The sequence below is a fragment of the Francisella adeliensis genome (assembly GCF_003290445.1).
GTDB classification, from domain to species: Bacteria; Pseudomonadota; Gammaproteobacteria; order Francisellales; family Francisellaceae; genus Francisella; species Francisella adeliensis.
In genome coordinates this window covers 1171790-1187569 of the sequence record NZ_CP021781.1, presented here as the reverse complement: position 1 = coordinate 1187569, position 15780 = coordinate 1171790, and the positions used below count along the sequence as shown (strand labels likewise).

Sequence of the window (15780 nt, the reverse complement as noted above, 5' to 3'; positions counted from 1 at the left end):
GTTTTAATCATGCAAATAGATAAAAATGCGTTACCTAGCATTAAACAAGAAAGTTGGAAATATACTAATTTAAGCACTATATATTCTAAAAATGGTATTAGTGAGATTCTAACAGAATCAGAGCAAGCTAAAGACTACCTTCAGGGCTTTAAGTTTGATACTGAGGAGAATGTAATTATTATTTTAGATGGTGTTTTAGCTATCGACTATAATAAAAAACTAACTCATATCAGTGAGCTTGAGTTTAATGAAGATAATAGAGCAATGTCAAAACTTGCTGTTGAAAAATCAAAGAATTTTGAGATAAATATAGCTAAAGATACTAAAGATCATTTAAGCCTTATATTTATTAATACTGAAAATGCTAAAAATAAACTTACAAACATAGCTTTAAAGTTAAATGTGCAAATGTTTGCAAGTTTAGATTTAGATGTTGATTTTGTAAATCTAGCAGAAGAGTCAGCAATTAATCTTTTCTTAGATGTTGATGTAGCAGAATCAGCTAAAGTTAATTTCACAAATTGTGCTGATAACGATAATAACTCTGGCTTAATTACTACTGCGAATTATCTTGTAAATTTAGATAAATCTGCTGAGTTTAATGGTTTTAATTTACTTAATAAAGATAACCTTTTAAGAAGTGATTTTACTGTAAACCTAAATAAAGAGCACTCTAGGTTTGATGTGCGTGGACTTTACCTTTTAAATAATACTGCTACTGCAAATACTTGTTTCTTAGTTAATCATAATGCTTCAAATACATATAGTAATGTAAATTTTAAAGGTGTTGCTAATGGTAGTTCAAAAGCATGGTTTAATGCTAAAGCTGTTGTAAATGAAGGTATTGAGCAAATACAAGCCTATCAAAGTAATAAAAATATTCAGCTTAGCAAGAAAGCCGAAATAAATACAAAACCAGAACTTGAAATATACTCTGATGATGTAGTCTGTACGCATGGAGCAACTATTGGTGAATTAGATAAAGATGCTTTATTCTACCTACAATCTCGAGGCTTAACATTACAAGATGCACAGCATTTGTTATTAGAAGGTTTTGTAAAAGCACAATTAACATCTAATAATTTTCCTTTTGAAAATGAAGTTATAGAAGGTATGATTGAGTCTTTAGACGAGGTTTTAGATGAAATTATTGTTTAAAGTATTATTTTTATAACAAATTATAAGAACTACTGGATTACTCTATAGTTCTTTCATAGGCTCTTAAATAATAAATTTTAATAGTGATTCTTCTATTTTGTGTTCTGTGTGTATAGTAGCATAGAGATATATTGATTGTTGAAAAGTAATAACTACTTTGGCAAGATTAAATATCCATTTCATTGTAACAAAGTATCTTTTAGTGGTATTTTGACGCATAAAATATTAATCCCCCTACATTAGATTATTAATAATTTAATATTTGATTGAGGTTATTATAATTAGTTGATAGAGGTAGAAATAGAACCTATAAAAGAAGTTGAGAAATAATGGGAAGGGAAGGTTAGCTTGTCTGTGATTGTTGTATTTTATATATAAATATCTATATTTTACTTAATCTGCTAAAACATAGGCACTAACTTTATAGTATGTTAACTACCCTTTATCTGAGTTTAAAAATTGTTTAGAGTGAGGATTGAGATAAATATTGCTATTTTGGATTACATTGATGAAGAGATTGTGTGCATTTTTGTAAACATTCACTGTCTTGTGTCATTGTAGATGGTCCTGGTATAAACATTGCATTCTGTGTATAAGGACCATCTGGACCTTTCTGATGTACACAGTAAGCACCCTGTCTACATTCTCCATAAAGCACCCCCGGATCATTTGGCCAATCAACGCATTTACAAGTTCCTTGAGCATGGGTAATTGTTGCTGAGCAAGCAGAAACACATTCTGAGTAACTATTACTACAAGCAATTTCTTGTTTATTTTTTTCATTTGAATTTAAATCTGAGCATGCTGATAATAGTAAGATACATGCGAGTATTGACATTATTTTTTTCATAATTATTTATATTTCCTATTAATTATTTAGCAATAATAAGTATTATTGCCATACGGTTGATTACAATCGATAATGATACGCATTACCATTATCGATTGATGATGGTAATGCGTATCATTATCAAAGTCAAGAAAAAAATATTGTTTTCAAAGGTGATTTTTAGATTTTTATTATCTTATTTGTGTGCTATGTTTATTAGTCGGTTAATTAGTTTATGAACTCAGACTAGATGAAAACTATATATTAACCTTATATTTATTACTTTTGATATGCTATTCAAATTTATTGTATAAATTATCTGTATAACATATTCTTTAAAAATTTCATGGAAAAAGTACTTTATTAAAACTAATAAATAAAAGTTTGAAAGTTATTAAAGGACAGATAAAGCTTCATGTAGAACTTGCTTATATTGATCAAAAAGTTACTACATTAAATCAAGATACCTCTCTGCTAGATAATCTAATTAATGTAAATTCTAATCTAAGTGCTAAAGATGCATATACTATTTTTGCTAGATATAAATTTAGGAATATAGTAGCTAATAGAAAGATCAAAGATTTAAGTGGAGGTTAAAAAAATCAGACTGCTTTAGCTATTTATCTAAACGCTCAAGCTACACCTCAACACTTGATACTTGATGAGCCAACTAATCACTTAGATCTTGAGAGTGTTAAATTGTTAGAGCAAACTTTAAATTACTACAAAGGGACTATAATCGTTGTCTCTCATGATTCTCATTTTCTAGAAAATATAAAGATTAATTCATTGTGATTTTATCAAGTAGTATTATCTTACTATTTCATGAAAATAAAGTAGTATTTGTATGATAGTAGCTATGTTAGCTCATGTTTAATATGCAATATTATTAGTGCTACATAGCTATCATTCATTAATGAAACTTAAAAAATGGGTTTGTTTGATTATAGGTATCTAACATTGTTTTAATTAACTTTAGTTTAATTTACTTACAAGTCTTACTATTAATCAGTAGCTAATTTACACTTTTAATAAGTTTATTTGCTGTAAAACATATAAAAGTATACTTTCTTGTGTTTACATGAATGTAAACCATATAATTAATATATGGTTTACATTAGTTAATAAAAGGAGGTAGCAATGTTAAGGAAAACAGTATTATTGATAGGAATCCCTTTATCTACTATGGTATATGCAAGTGATATAGAGTTAATAGTTAAGTATAAAGATAATAAAAATAAAGCTTTAGAGCAACTAGCTACTAATAATGTTAGAGGTACTAATAATCATTATGACTATGAGGTGATTGATAACATTGATTCTAGAACAAAGTTAATTAAAGTAAATAATTATAAGCCGAGTGTATCTACTTCTAGTTTAGGAAAATCATCAAAAATTCAATCAACTATTGTACATAATAAAGAAAATGATGAATATGCGGCAGCTAAAAAATTAATGGATACAGATTCAAGTATAAAGTACGCTATCCCTAAAAATTCAAAAATGCATGCTTATAATTCAGCTATAACGAATGGACCAACTAGTATAAAAAAGCCAAAAGCTCAATTTATCCGTTGGGGAGAGCAATGGGACATGGAAGATCCGAAAGATATAACTGGGGGAATTAATGCTTATGGGGCATGGGATCTAATCTCCAATAAAACTAAACAAATAGATGTGGCTGTTATAGACTCTGGATTAGCTTATCAGCCAGCTAACGATATCGCTGATAAGATTGATAGTAATCATCAAAAGTACTATTTCTTTATGCAGAATGGGCAACTTAGAGTATCAGAAAATATTTATGATAATGGTAGTTTTCATGGTACACATGTAGCAGGTACAATCGCTGCAAACGGTCCAAAAGTTAAAGGAGTCGGTGGGCCTGTTGATGGGGTTAAAATCCTACCTATAAGAGCGTTAGGTGATGATGGTTCTGGGGATACCTATGCAATTTTAGAATCACTTAAATGGGTCGCAGGAGCGGATGTCAAGGCTAGAGATAGAAATGGTAGGTATATATCGAATAATACAGCACCTGTTAAAGTAATTAATCTAAGCTTAGGGATGTCTAGAATTGACCCAAGGACAGGGTACCCCATAGTTAGTAAGTCAGAATGGAAAGAAAACTATATGGGGACATTGTGTCCAGCATGGAATGATGCAATATCAGAAGCACATAAAAATGGTATAGCTGTAGTTATAGCAGCTGGAAATGATGGCCAAAATTTATTTAATGATATCCCTTCAGGGTGTAAGAACATAGATGCAATTGTTGTTGAATCTACAGGGCCAGAAGGACTTTTGGCGCCATATTCTACATATTACGCTCCTGATGGTATACTCAAATGGGATGTAAATAGCTTAGTTGTAAGAGCTCCTGGGGGTGATAGCCGTTATGGGTCAACTGCTAAAATATACTCTACGCTTGGTAATTATGGATATGGATACATGCAAGGAACTTCAATGGCTTCTCCTCATGTTGCTGGAATCATCGCTCTCCTATATCAAGAGCTTGATGATAAACAGCCAGCTTTTGAGATAAAAAGTCAGATCGAGAAAGCTTTAGAAAATTCTAAAGATATTTATAGCCCTAACATTGTTAATGCTAAAAATGCAGTTCAAAATATCATAGATGCTAATTCAAAAGTCGCAGCATAGTCTTAAAATAATCTTTTTGTATATTTTTAAATATTCGTAATCATCTAATAATAAAACTATATAGAATCTACCTATACAAAGCTTTTGATTTTTCTTAGGAGAATTGAGCTTATCAATGATTTTATTTTTTTATATAAAATACTGCAAAATAATGTTTCGTTAGCTCTTCGCTATATGGTAAATTTACTTCCTAATAACAACGTTTGATGATATTTGAATATGAAAAAAGTACTAATGTGCCCACCTACAGCGTTTGACGTAACTTATGCAATTAATCCATGGATGGATATATCTAATAAGCCTAATAAGAAACTTGCTTATGAACAATGGCAAAGGCTATATGACACATACATAAATCTAGGTATTGAAGTATATACAATTGAACAAGATAAAAACCTTCCAGATATGGTTTTTACAGCTAATGCTGGTATAGTTGAAAATAATACCTTTATATGTAGTAATTTTGCACCGCCAGAAAGAAAACCTGAAGAAGATCTGTTTCAGAAGTGGTTTTTTGAAAATAATTATAATGTTAAAACTCTTAAAAATCATCAAAGCGGTGAGGGAGATGCTTTATATTATAATGATAAAATGTATTGTGGGTATGGTTATCGCAGTGACTTAAAAGCATATGATGAAATTTCTGAAATTATTGATACAGAAATAGTCCCATTAAAAATAGTTGATCCTTATTTTTATGATCTTGATTTATTATTTTGCCCTTTAGGTAATAGAGGCTGTTTATCTTATCTAAATGGGTTTGCTCAGGAAAGCCAAGACATTATTGGTGTTTTGCCAAACAATATTATTTTATCACCTTACGAAGTAAAGAAGCATTTATGTAATAGTGTTTATGTTGATGGTAAATTAATAATGAATAGTTGCAATGATCAACTAAGAAAAAAACTATTTAAATTAGATATAGAACCTATTATCATAGATATATCAGAGTTTGGCAAAGCTGGAGGCGGCTTAAAATGCCTTACGCTTAAGCTAGAGTAAGTCAGCGTATATTGATAACAGATAAGGAACACTTTTTTATGAAAAAATTATTACCAGCATTACTATTAGGAGTAGTTACTGTTTCAGCATCATATGCTAGCCAAGATTGTGCAGAAAACTTTAATACTATAAGCTATAGTACGCAAGCTCAAACAACTATTAAAAGTGATAGTATACTAGTCCAAGTTACGGGTTATGCAACAACTACACTTAAAGATCAAAATTCTGTAGAAAAAGATATCGCAAAAAAAGCTAATGATATAGTTAAAGCTGATTGGAAGGTTAAAAACCTTGATCAAAATACAAATAATAGCGGTACTCTAAATATTACTGTACAGCTTGAAGCAAGAATTTCTAAGGCTGAATTAACTACTCTTCAATCAGCCTTACAAAAACAAAAATCATATAGTCAAAAATTAGAAGTGAAAGTTTTAGATTATAATGCTCCAGCTAGTGATATTGAAAAAGCAAAACAAGACTTAATGATTCATATTTTCAATAATACAAAAAACTATTTGAATGATTTTAACAAGAAAACAGGTAGTAAATATATCATTCAGAAAATGAGATATAACGATACTAGTTCGTATAGTGCTCAAAATAATAAAGTTATGCTAATGAGAACAGCTAGTTATGATACTGCTAATGCTAGTACGGGAACAACGGATATTTCTCAAGATATCAAAATGAATGCAAATGTAACTTTAATAGAGAGGTAAAAATGGCAATTAGTAACGTAATAAATGCAAATGAAGCAAGTTTTGATAAATTGTTAGCTAGTACTTCTAAACCTGTATTAGTTGACTTTTATGCAGACTGGTGCGGACCTTGTAAAATGCTTGGGCCTATACTTGAGCAATTATCACGAGATTATAAAGATGTCTTAGTGGTAAAAATTGATGTTGATTCTAATCAAAATCTAGCTGCTAAATTTGGTATAAGAAGTATTCCTACCATGATAATTTTTAAAGATAGCGAAAATAAGGAAACGCTCAATGGTGTAATGACTCAACCACAGCTAGAAGCTAAGCTTAAGCAATATAGTTAGTTTTTAACAAATCGAGAGAATAGTTTTTTAAACAATCCTTTTTTATCATAGCTTTCTTCATAGGTGTCACGCATTTTTTCAACTTTTGACTGAAGGCGTTGCTCCATAGCATCGCTTGTAGGGATTTCTTCCAAAGATTCATTATTTATATCTTCTAAGTTAGTGTTTTTAACTAAAATATCATCATTTGGTGCAGGAGAATCGCAATGTTCTACCACTTTTGTCTGAGTAGCATTATTATTAAAGTTAAACTCTGCTGTTTTAGGAGTTTGTGGCTTTTTAGAAAATTTATTTTCAGTAACTACATAAACTTCATTTTCATTTTTAATAATGAAACCTTGATCTCTTAATGATCTACGGTATTTATATATTGTGCTTTTTGAAACTCCAAAATATGATGCTAATTTTGAAACATTTTCACCTTTTTCTATAGCTATCATAATAGCTTTTTTAATGGCAAATTCTTTTTGATGTGGTATTTTCATTGAGTAAATATAAAAGTGCAAATTTATTTAACTTATTATAACTTAGCTTTCATTTTTATACAACTTGTCCCGCAGCCCAACCTGATGACCATGCCCATTGAAAGTTATACCCTCCAAGCCAACCTGTTACATCAACTACCTCACCAATAAAGTATAAATTCTTTTCATTATTTGCTTCCATAGTCTTTGATGAAAGCTCATTACAGCTTACGCCACCTAAAGTTACTTCAGCTGTTTTATAGCCTTCAGTAGTTTGAGGGTATATCTTCCAGTTATGTATTTTTAAACCTACATCAGAAATATCTTCTTGGTTTAGGTCACATATTCGTTTATTGCATAAATTTTCTTCAAAAAAAGTTATTATAAAGTTTTTTGGGAAATACTCTGAAAGAGTGTTCTTTAAAGTATTTTTTAGCCCTGTATTTTTTTTAAAGATAAGGATTTTTTCTATATCTTCCATTGGAAGAAGGTTTATGTTTATTGACTCACCAATCTTCCAATATGATGAAATTTGTAATATTGCTGGGCCACTAAGACCTTTATGGGTGAATAATATATTTTCATTAAAACTAGTTCTCTGATTTGAAACATTACAGAAAATAGATATTCCTTTTAAACTAGAGAATTTTTTATTATCTCTATCATTAAATATAAAAGGTACTAATCCAGCTGTTTGAGGATTTACTTTTAATCCAAATTGCTTTGCTATCTTATAACCAAATCCTGTAGCTCCCATCGTAGGTATAGATAATCCTCCAGTAGCAATTACTAGAGATTGACACTGATAAATATCATTAAGAGAATGAATAAAGAATGAATTATTTTTTTTATAAAGTTTATCAACGGTTGTATGTAATTTGATTTTTGCACTATATTTAGAGCATTCATCTAGAAGCATATTTACGATATCTTTTGCCTTGTTATCGCAGAAGAGTTGTCCAAGAGTTTTTTCATGATAGGGGATAGCATAGTCACTAACCATACCAATAAAATCCCATTGAGTATAACGAGACATAGCTGATTTTATAAAGTGCGGATTATCTGTTAGATATTTTTCATTTTCGATATTGTAGTTGGTGAAGTTACAGCGTCCACCACCAGACATTAAGATTTTCTTGCCAACTTTATTTGCGTGATCAAGTACAAGTACCTTGCGGTTTCTTTTAGCAGCTTCTATAGCACATATTAGACCAGCAGCTCCTGCACCGATTATAATTACATCTTGATTTATATTACTCATATTTGACCTTAAGCTTTGTAATTAGAGTTCTTTTAGTTTATACCAGTAAAGTGTCATTATAGCTAACATTAGAATTAGATAAATAGCTATCATATTTATTATATTATGTGCATGTAAATAGCTTTGAATGAAAGAGGTTAAACTTGTTATAGACATATTTATTAATGACATAATTGCCGCAGCTGTTCCAGAAATATTTTTAAACATTGACATACCTTTCCCCATTGATATTGGGTATATTGAGCCACAAGCAAAATAAACAACCATTGTTGTTAATATAAGTAGAGTAATACTACTTTTAGCCATAAAACTAAGAGTGAAAAAGAAAAATATTACTATTAAGAATGCGTGAATTACTATGAAAAATATTTTACCTAAAGAAAAATGGTTTAATAATTTACGCCCAATTATTGGAGCTGGTAAAAATGCTAAACCTAAAAAGATAGCTAGTTTACCAAAATATGATGCAGAGTACCCCATAATATCTTGTATAAGAAAAGGACCTAAAGTATTGAAACTAATAATCAGAGAGTAGGTTAATCCCATTACTACGCTTAAAGTTATAAACTCTTTATTTGTTATGACCTCAAAAATATCTTTTTTAATTTTTTTTGAGCTCAATTTCGACTTTTTTGCAATTGTTTCTGGTACGTATTTAAATACAAGGATAGTTAATAAACCTACTATAATAGCAAAAAAGTAAAACCCAGATTTCCAACCAAATAATTCTTGCAAAAAACCACCCATAATTGGTCCAAGTATTGGCCCAATACCCCATAAGAAACCCATTGTAGGGCCAAGTTTCATAAGTTTTTCAGTTGGTAAGATATCTGTAAATATTCCACGATTTACGACTGCTATAGAACCCATAAGAAATCCTTGGGTGAACCGAGAAACTAATGCAACTGTCTCATTTGGAAATATAGTAGGAGCAAGACTAACAATAATAAAAAGTATACACGCAGAACGCAATAGTCTTCTACGTCCAAGTGCATCTGTTAATATTCCAGTTATAAAGTTACCTAAAGCACATCCAATTAAGTAAAGTGATATAACCATCTTGGCTATTGATGGAGATATGTTTAAAGATGAGCTTATTCCTGGTAAGGATGGAGCAAATAAATCTATCGTCATACCCATTAAAGGGAGAAAAGAAAGTAATATAAACATTCTTACTCTATGTTGGTAAGATAAAGTTTTATTCATGTATTGCATAATAATTATAAAGAAGTATTTAGAATAGAGATTTTATCAGAAATAAAACCATAGATAGAATTTATTTGAAAAGATCTATTTGTATTAGATGCTAAATATTAATATTTACCTTGCTGAATCATTGCTTCAGCAACCTTTTCAAAGCCGGCTAAGTTTGCACCAGCAACTAGGTTATAACCTAAGTTATATTTAGCACAAGCAGCATTACAAGCTTGGAATATATCTTCCATAATTTGTCTTAATCTAGACTCTACCTCTTCAGCAGTCCAAGATAATCTAGTAGAGTTCTGAGACATTTCTAAACCAGAACAAGCTACACCGCCAGCGTTAGATGCTTTACCTGGTGCAAGTGTAATACCACTACCTTGTAGTAAAGTAATAGCTTCATTAGTCACAGGCATGTTAGATGCTTCAACAACATATTTAACACCGTTTGCTATTAATTGCTCTGCTTCTTTTTCACAAATTTCATTTTGTGTTGCAGATGGCATAGCGATATCAGCTTTTACATTCCATGGTTTTTCACCTGGATGCCAACTAGCACCAAACTCATTTGCATAATCTTGCATAGTTTTTTCACCAGCACGAATCTTAAGTAGGTAATCAATCTTTTCTTCAGTATTAATACCAGTTGGATCGTGTACAAAACCTTTAGAACCAGAGATGGTAACAACTTTACCACCAAGCTCTGTAACTTTTTTACATACACCCCAAGCTACATTACCATAACCTGAAACTATTAGACTTTTACCTTTCATAGATTCACCATCATGCTTAAGCATACTATCTAAGAAAAATACAGCACCGTAACCAGTAGCTTCAGGACGAATCAAGCTTCCGCCAGATTCTAAAGATTTACCAGTTAATACACCATTTTCAAATGAAGCTCTTACACGACGATATTGACCATACATGTAGCCGATTTCTCTACCACCAACACCAATATCACCAGCAGGTACATCAATGTCTGGGCCGATATGTCTTTGAAGTTCCATCATGAAACTTTGGCAGAAATTCATAACTTCTGCATCAGTTTTGCCCTTAGGATCAAAGTCAGCACCACCTTTACCACCACCCATAGGTAGAGTAGTTAGGCTATTTTTGAATACCTGTTCAAAACCTAGAAATTTGATAATTCCAGAGTAAACGCTAGGGTGGAATCTAATACCACCTTTGAAAGGGCCAATAGCTCCATTAAATTGATATCTAAAACCTCTATTAACTTGAACATCACCATTTCTATCTAACCATGGCACTCTAAAAGAAATACCTCTTTCAGGCTCAACCATTCTAGCTAAAATGTTTTCTTCAATATATTTTGGATTTTGCTCTAATGCAGGTTTTAAAGTAGAAAATACTTCTTTAACTGCTTGGATGAATTCAACTTCATGACCATCTCTCTTTTCAACTTCAGCAATTACTTTATCAATATATTTTTGAGCATCCATTTGTGTGCTTCTCCTTGCGATTGTTATGGAAATAATTTTATATAGTTTAACTATTTCAGTTTACAACTTAGATTTGTTAAATCAAACTATTTTTCTACAAAAAAGTTAAAAACTCTTATGTAACATTAAAGATTTAGTTATAAGCGTTATCCCAGTTACCAGTGAGGCCAGCAACTTCGTATTCTGTAACACGATTTTCAAAGAAATTAGTATGGTCTGCACCGTTTAATACCCATTCTAACCAGATTAGAGGGTTTTTCTCGATATTATATATTTCATTTAGGCCAAGCTGATTTAGTCTTCTATCTGTAATATGGCGAATATATTCTTTTACTTCTTCAGACTTTAAGCCTTCGATAGTCCCCATTTCATAAGCTAAGTCAATGAAAATATCTTCAAGTTCGACAGCTTTTGTAGCCATCATGTAGATTTCTTTCTTAAATTCATTATCAACTACATAAGGATTTTCCTGACAGTAAATTCTAAACAGAGCAGCATTACCTTCAACATGCATCGATTCATCACGAATAGACCATTCAACAACTTTACCCATACCTTTCATTTTGCCGAAACGTTGGAAGTTAAGAAGCATGGCAAATGATGCAAATAATGCAACACCTTCATTAAATACAGTTTTAGCTAAGCATAGCCCTAAGCCTCGACGAGTCGAAGGATCAGCATCCATCATAAATTCGATCTTATCAGTCATAGCTTTATACTCTAAGAAAGCGTGATACTCTGAATCAGGGAGTCCAAGAGTGTCATTCAAAAGGGCGTAAGCTCTTTGATGAATACCTTCACGAGCAGCAAATGAACCAAGCATATTGCGTACTTCATTATTTTTAAAAGCAGGAATAAATTGTTCATAATAGTTTTGCCCAACAGCTACATCAGACTGGGTGAAAAGGCGCAAAATATTTGTAATATACTCTTTTTCAACCTTTGTTATTTTGCCATTTTTCCAGTCAGTAACATCTTCAGAAAGATCAATTTCATCTTCTATCCAGTGAGCTTTTTCATGCTTAACCGTTAGGTCAACAGCCCATGGATAACAAAAAGGTTTATAAGTTTTTGAAGCAGTAGTTAATGATGAGCCTTTAACTCGATTAATAACCTCACCAGCTCGAGCCATGAGATTATCATAACCACCAATATGAACCTCTCCCACAAATATTTGAGGAACAGTTTTTACATGTTCTTCACTTAGCAATATATTGCTATTTACTTGCTCGTAAAATTTAAATCTTTTTACATCATCATCTAAAGAAATCTGAGTAAAAGGAATGTCATTAGCGCCAAACCAGCTTTTTGCAAGATCACAGAAAGGGCAGTTTGATTTTGTGTATATTTTTACTTCCATTTTTAAGCCTATAAATTATTTAAAAAATTCATTTGATCTTTTACTTAGATCAGAGAACCCACCGATATGCTCATCATCAATAAATATTTGAGGTACAGTTCTAACATTGGATTGAATTCTTTTATCTTGGTTCATCTGATCATAAAACTCTTGCCTTTTGATAGGATCATTTAGGACAGTCTCTTTAAATTCGATACCATTCTGCTTAAACATATCAACTGCCATATCACAAAAAGGGCAGCCATCTCGTGTAAAAATTTCAATTTTCATATTAACCCTCGCAAGCTATACACTCATTATCTGATTGTTTTAATTCTGAAAACTCAACAAGCCTTTCTTTCTCAACTTTTTTGGAAATATTTTCAGCTCTATTTGAAGTTTCTGTTCTTAGATAGTATAAACCTTTACAGCCATATTTCCATGCATTAAAGTGAGCTTTGTGTAAATACTCACGTGATGCACCCGCTGGGAAAAATATGTTTAAAGATTGTCCCTGGCAAAGATATTTTTGACGCTCGCCACCAAGATATACCAACCAGTCTTGATCCATTTCTATTGCTGTTTTGAATACTGACTTTATTTCATCACTTAAAAAATCAAATCCTTGCACAGAGCCACCATTAGTGATGATCTCGGACCATACTTCCTCTGTATTTCTTTCTACTTTATCTAACTCTTGTTCAAGGTATTTATTTTTGTTAAGATGCGAGCCTACTCTAGTACGAGATGTAAAGGCATTTGCTTTCCAAGGTTCAATACTTGGAGAAGTGTTGAGTATAAGTGAGCTATTGGCATTTGGTGCAATAGCAAGTAAATGAGCATTTCTGCGACCAGTTCCAGCCATATCAGGAGCTTCACCTTTTTCTTTGCCCAAGGCTAAAGTTTCTTCTACCGCTTGATCTTTAATGCGTTTAAAAATTTCTTCATTAATTTCTTTAGCTTTTTGAGATTCCATAGCTACTCTGTGAAGTTGTAGATATGAATGGAAGCCCATAGCTCCAAGCCCTAAACTTCTTTCTCTCGATGCACTATATCTTGCTTTAGATATTTCATCACCAGCATGATCAATAAAGAATTGAAGAACATTATCCAAAAATCTAATTAAGTCTTTGATAAGTGTAGTATCTTTCCACTCATCATATTTTTCAATATTTACAGATGAAAGGCAGCAAACTGCTGTTCTATTTTCATCTGTAGCTAAATGAATTTCATTACACAGGTTAGATCCTTTAATTGATAAGCCTAAATCTTTTTGAGATTTAGGAAGAGCTCTATTTGCAGTATCAATAAAGTTTAAATATGGTTCACCTGTACGGTAGCGTGTTTCCAGGATTATTTCCCATAGTTTACGGGCATTAATAGAGTCTCTTGCAGATTTATCATTAGGGTCAATAAGTTTCCAATCTTCATTATTAGCAACAGCTTGCATAAAATCATCTGTAAGGTTCACAGCATGATGCAGGTTTAAACATTTTCTATTTACATCGCCAGTTGGAACACGCATATTTAAGAATTCAATTATATCTGGGTGAGATACATCCATATAAGCGGCATAAGAGCCTTTACGAGTTTTTCCTTGTCTGTAGGCTACCATATCTGCATCTACAGTATGTATAAATGGAATAGGGCCAGGAGCTTTATCTGAAACGGCTCTTACTGTTGACCAATGACCACCAACACCTCCACCTTTTACCGATAACCATCTAAGTTCTGATGAGTGCTCAATCAAACCATCTAAAGAATCTGGAACAAAAGATAAAAAACAACTAATAGGTAGTGATTTAACCTTAGCACCTGGTAAAGGAGCATTTGAAAGTACTGGAGAGGCAAACATAAACCAGCCGTTTGATGCAGCATCATAAATACGCTGAGCTAGGTTCATGTCGCCAAAGCTATAAGCAACAGCAGCCCGAGCAAAAGCATGTTGCGGAGTTGGCTCATTTTCTAAACAGTAATAGTTAGTTAGTAGTTGTTGGGCTTGCTGTGATAGCTCGCTATCTTTTGAAGTATTTATATTGATACCCAGATAATTTTCTTTACTCATGATAAAACCCTATTAGAGTGTTTTTAATTCAAACTATACTAAATTAGTATAGTCAGTTTTCTATATTAGAATTTTATCAACTTTTTTCGAATATAGAATACTAAAAAAACAAATATATTTCTTGACTTTATAAGTTGTGTTTTAAGATATAGATTATATAAGGATTTAAGAATTGTGGATTGAGAAATTTAATGAAAAATTAGTTTGATAAAATTTCTGCAGCTGCTATGTTTAGCTCTTTTACAGCATCAATAGAAACTTGAAGTTGTTTTCTTTCAAGATCAGAAATTTCAACTTCTAAAGGTCTGACGCCATTCGCTGAAATTTCAGTTGGAACACCAACAAAAAGGTCTTCATCTAAGCCATAAGACCCAGCTTTTACTTTAGCAGCACATGGTAAAACCATTTTTTTATCTTTTAAGAAACTTTCTGCCATTTGAATACCAGCAGCAGCAGGGGCGTAGTATGCTGAACCTGTTTTAAGTAGTGCTACGATTTCACCACCACCACTTCTAGTTCTAGCTACTATAGAATCCAATCTTTCTTGAGTAATGCGGCCTTCTTTAACTAGTTGTTCAAGAGAAACGCCAGCAATATTTGACATTTTTGTAAGAGGTACCATAGTGTCGCCATGACCACCCATTACATAAGCTTGTACTTGTTGAACAGATACGTTTAGTTCATCAGCTAAGAAAGTTCTAAATCTAGCAGAATCAAGAACTCCAGCCATACCTACAATTTTATTGTCAGGGATGTCAGAGAATTTTTGAAGCATATTAACCATAATATCTAGAGGGTTGGTAATACAAATCACAAAAGCATTAGGGCAGTTATGCTTGATACCTTCACCCACAGCTTGCATTACTTTGATATTGATTCCTAAAAGATCATCACGAGACATACCTGGTTTTCTGGCAACACCAGCTGTTACTATAACTACATCAGAGTTTTCTAGATCTTTATAATCATTTGAACCTCTAACTTTAAAATCAACACCTTCAATAGGGCAAGTTTGAGATAGGTCTAAAGCTTTACCTTGAGGCATGCCTTCTGCGACATCAAAAAGAAGTACATCACCTAATTGCTTAATTAAAGCTAAGTGAGCTAAAGTACCACCAATATTACCAGCACCAATAAGCACTATTTTTTTTCTAGCCATTTTAAAACTCCTTTTATATGCTACGGGAAATGAATAAATTCGAGTTGATTATAACATATCAAAATACTAAATTACTAAATTAATATTTTATGGCAGTGTAGTATAATAAATATGTAATAACTTTATATGAG

At 31.9% G+C, this 15780-nt stretch carries 14 protein-coding genes and 1 pseudogene; 6 read left to right on the top strand and 9 right to left on the bottom strand.

Going from position 1 to position 15780, the window contains the following annotated elements:
• Nucleotides 1–9: 9 nt before the first annotated feature.
• Nucleotides 10–1158, top strand: a complete 1149-nt coding sequence (sufD, locus tag CDH04_RS05750; protein WP_112870123.1) for a Fe-S cluster assembly protein SufD — start codon at nucleotides 10–12, stop codon at nucleotides 1156–1158.
• 490 nt (nucleotides 1159–1648) lie between these two features.
• On the opposite strand, the gene CDH04_RS05745 is transcribed toward sufD, so the two are convergent.
• On the bottom strand, nucleotides 1649–2008 hold the full coding sequence (locus CDH04_RS05745) for a hypothetical protein (protein WP_112870122.1): 360 nt from the start codon (nucleotides 2006–2008) through the stop codon (nucleotides 1649–1651).
• A 339-nt stretch (nucleotides 2009–2347) separates the two neighbouring features.
• Here CDH04_RS05745 and CDH04_RS05740 point away from each other — a divergent pair.
• From CDH04_RS05740 to trxA, 5 genes and pseudogenes are all read left to right on the top strand, one after another.
• Nucleotides 2348–2584, top strand: a pseudogene (locus CDH04_RS05740) (hypothetical protein); the annotation flags it as partial.
• A gap of 543 nt (nucleotides 2585–3127) precedes the next feature.
• Nucleotides 3128–4648 (top strand): S8 family serine peptidase, encoded by a 1521-nt coding sequence (locus CDH04_RS05735; RefSeq protein WP_234393422.1) that lies wholly within the window; start codon nucleotides 3128–3130, stop codon nucleotides 4646–4648.
• 219 nt (nucleotides 4649–4867) lie between these two features.
• The gene (locus CDH04_RS05730; protein WP_112870120.1) at nucleotides 4868–5650 is read left to right on the top strand and encodes a dimethylarginine dimethylaminohydrolase family protein; all 783 of its coding nucleotides are present in this window, start codon (nucleotides 4868–4870) and stop codon (nucleotides 5648–5650) included.
• A gap of 38 nt (nucleotides 5651–5688) precedes the next feature.
• On the top strand, nucleotides 5689–6369 hold the full coding sequence (locus tag CDH04_RS05725) for a hypothetical protein (protein ID WP_112870119.1): 681 nt from the start codon (nucleotides 5689–5691) through the stop codon (nucleotides 6367–6369).
• Nucleotides 6370–6371: 2 nt separating this feature from the next.
• Nucleotides 6372–6698, top strand: coding sequence for a thioredoxin (gene trxA, locus CDH04_RS05720; protein WP_112870118.1), 327 nt, complete (start codon nucleotides 6372–6374; stop codon nucleotides 6696–6698).
• Here the strand turns inward: trxA and CDH04_RS05715 are convergent.
• The 8 genes from CDH04_RS05715 to mdh form a co-directional block, all read right to left on the bottom strand.
• A complete protein-coding gene (locus CDH04_RS05715; protein WP_112870117.1) occupies nucleotides 6695–7183 on the bottom strand; it encodes an FTL_1293 family small RNA FtrC-regulated protein in 489 nt (162 codons plus the stop codon). The genes trxA and CDH04_RS05715 overlap by 4 nt on opposite strands.
• 55 nt (nucleotides 7184–7238) lie before the next feature.
• Nucleotides 7239–8423, bottom strand: coding sequence for a BaiN/RdsA family NAD(P)/FAD-dependent oxidoreductase (locus tag CDH04_RS05710; RefSeq protein WP_112870116.1), 1185 nt, complete (start codon nucleotides 8421–8423; stop codon nucleotides 7239–7241).
• A 21-nt stretch (nucleotides 8424–8444) separates the two neighbouring features.
• The gene (locus tag CDH04_RS05705) at nucleotides 8445–9593 is read right to left on the bottom strand and encodes an MFS transporter (RefSeq protein WP_112870115.1); all 1149 of its coding nucleotides are present in this window, start codon (nucleotides 9591–9593) and stop codon (nucleotides 8445–8447) included.
• Nucleotides 9594–9736: 143 nt separating this feature from the next.
• On the bottom strand, nucleotides 9737–11086 hold the full coding sequence (gene gdhA / locus CDH04_RS05700) for an NADP-specific glutamate dehydrogenase (protein ID WP_112870114.1): 1350 nt from the start codon (nucleotides 11084–11086) through the stop codon (nucleotides 9737–9739).
• A 133-nt stretch (nucleotides 11087–11219) separates the two neighbouring features.
• Complete coding sequence (locus CDH04_RS05695; RefSeq protein ID WP_112870113.1) at nucleotides 11220–12446, bottom strand: ribonucleotide-diphosphate reductase subunit beta; 1227 nt, start codon at nucleotides 12444–12446, stop codon at nucleotides 11220–11222.
• A gap of 15 nt (nucleotides 12447–12461) precedes the next feature.
• The gene (locus CDH04_RS05690) at nucleotides 12462–12716 is read right to left on the bottom strand and encodes a glutaredoxin domain-containing protein (protein ID WP_112870112.1); all 255 of its coding nucleotides are present in this window, start codon (nucleotides 12714–12716) and stop codon (nucleotides 12462–12464) included.
• Between the two features lies 1 nt (nucleotide 12717).
• Nucleotides 12718–14490 (bottom strand): ribonucleoside-diphosphate reductase subunit alpha, encoded by a 1773-nt coding sequence (locus CDH04_RS05685; RefSeq protein ID WP_112870111.1) that lies wholly within the window; start codon nucleotides 14488–14490, stop codon nucleotides 12718–12720.
• Nucleotides 14491–14689: 199 nt separating this feature from the next.
• Nucleotides 14690–15649 carry a malate dehydrogenase gene (gene mdh / locus CDH04_RS05680; RefSeq protein ID WP_112870110.1) on the bottom strand — a complete coding sequence of 320 codons (960 nt, stop codon included), beginning with the start codon at nucleotides 15647–15649 and terminating at the stop codon, nucleotides 14690–14692.
• Nucleotides 15650–15780: the final 131 nt, after the last annotated feature.

Excerpts from the sequence above, each read along its gene's own strand:
- CDH04_RS05735 (WP_234393422.1), top strand. The coding sequence starts at position 3,128 with ATGTTAAGGAAAACAGTATTATTGATAGGAATCCCTTTATCTACTATG.
- CDH04_RS05725 (WP_112870119.1), top strand. The coding sequence starts at position 5,689 with ATGAAAAAATTATTACCAGCATTACTATTAGGAGTAGTTACTGTTTCA.
- CDH04_RS05685 (WP_112870111.1), bottom strand. The coding sequence starts at position 14,490 with ATGAGTAAAGAAAATTATCTGGGTATCAATATAAATACTTCAAAAGAT.
- sufD (WP_112870123.1), top strand. The coding sequence starts at position 10 with ATGCAAATAGATAAAAATGCGTTACCTAGCATTAAACAAGAAAGTTGG.
- mdh (WP_112870110.1), bottom strand. The coding sequence starts at position 15,649 with ATGGCTAGAAAAAAAATAGTGCTTATTGGTGCTGGTAATATTGGTGGT.
- CDH04_RS05715 (WP_112870117.1), bottom strand. The coding sequence starts at position 7,183 with ATGAAAATACCACATCAAAAAGAATTTGCCATTAAAAAAGCTATTATG.
- CDH04_RS05705 (WP_112870115.1), bottom strand. The coding sequence starts at position 9,593 with ATGTTTATATTACTTTCTTTTCTCCCTTTAATGGGTATGACGATAGAT.
- trxA (WP_112870118.1), top strand. The coding sequence starts at position 6,372 with ATGGCAATTAGTAACGTAATAAATGCAAATGAAGCAAGTTTTGATAAA.
- CDH04_RS05730 (WP_112870120.1), top strand. The coding sequence starts at position 4,868 with ATGAAAAAAGTACTAATGTGCCCACCTACAGCGTTTGACGTAACTTAT.
- CDH04_RS05745 (WP_112870122.1), bottom strand. The coding sequence starts at position 2,008 with ATGAAAAAAATAATGTCAATACTCGCATGTATCTTACTATTATCAGCA.
- CDH04_RS05710 (WP_112870116.1), bottom strand. The coding sequence starts at position 8,423 with ATGAGTAATATAAATCAAGATGTAATTATAATCGGTGCAGGAGCTGCT.
- CDH04_RS05695 (WP_112870113.1), bottom strand. The coding sequence starts at position 12,446 with ATGGAAGTAAAAATATACACAAAATCAAACTGCCCTTTCTGTGATCTT.
- gdhA (WP_112870114.1), bottom strand. The coding sequence starts at position 11,086 with ATGGATGCTCAAAAATATATTGATAAAGTAATTGCTGAAGTTGAAAAG.
- CDH04_RS05690 (WP_112870112.1), bottom strand. The coding sequence starts at position 12,716 with ATGAAAATTGAAATTTTTACACGAGATGGCTGCCCTTTTTGTGATATG.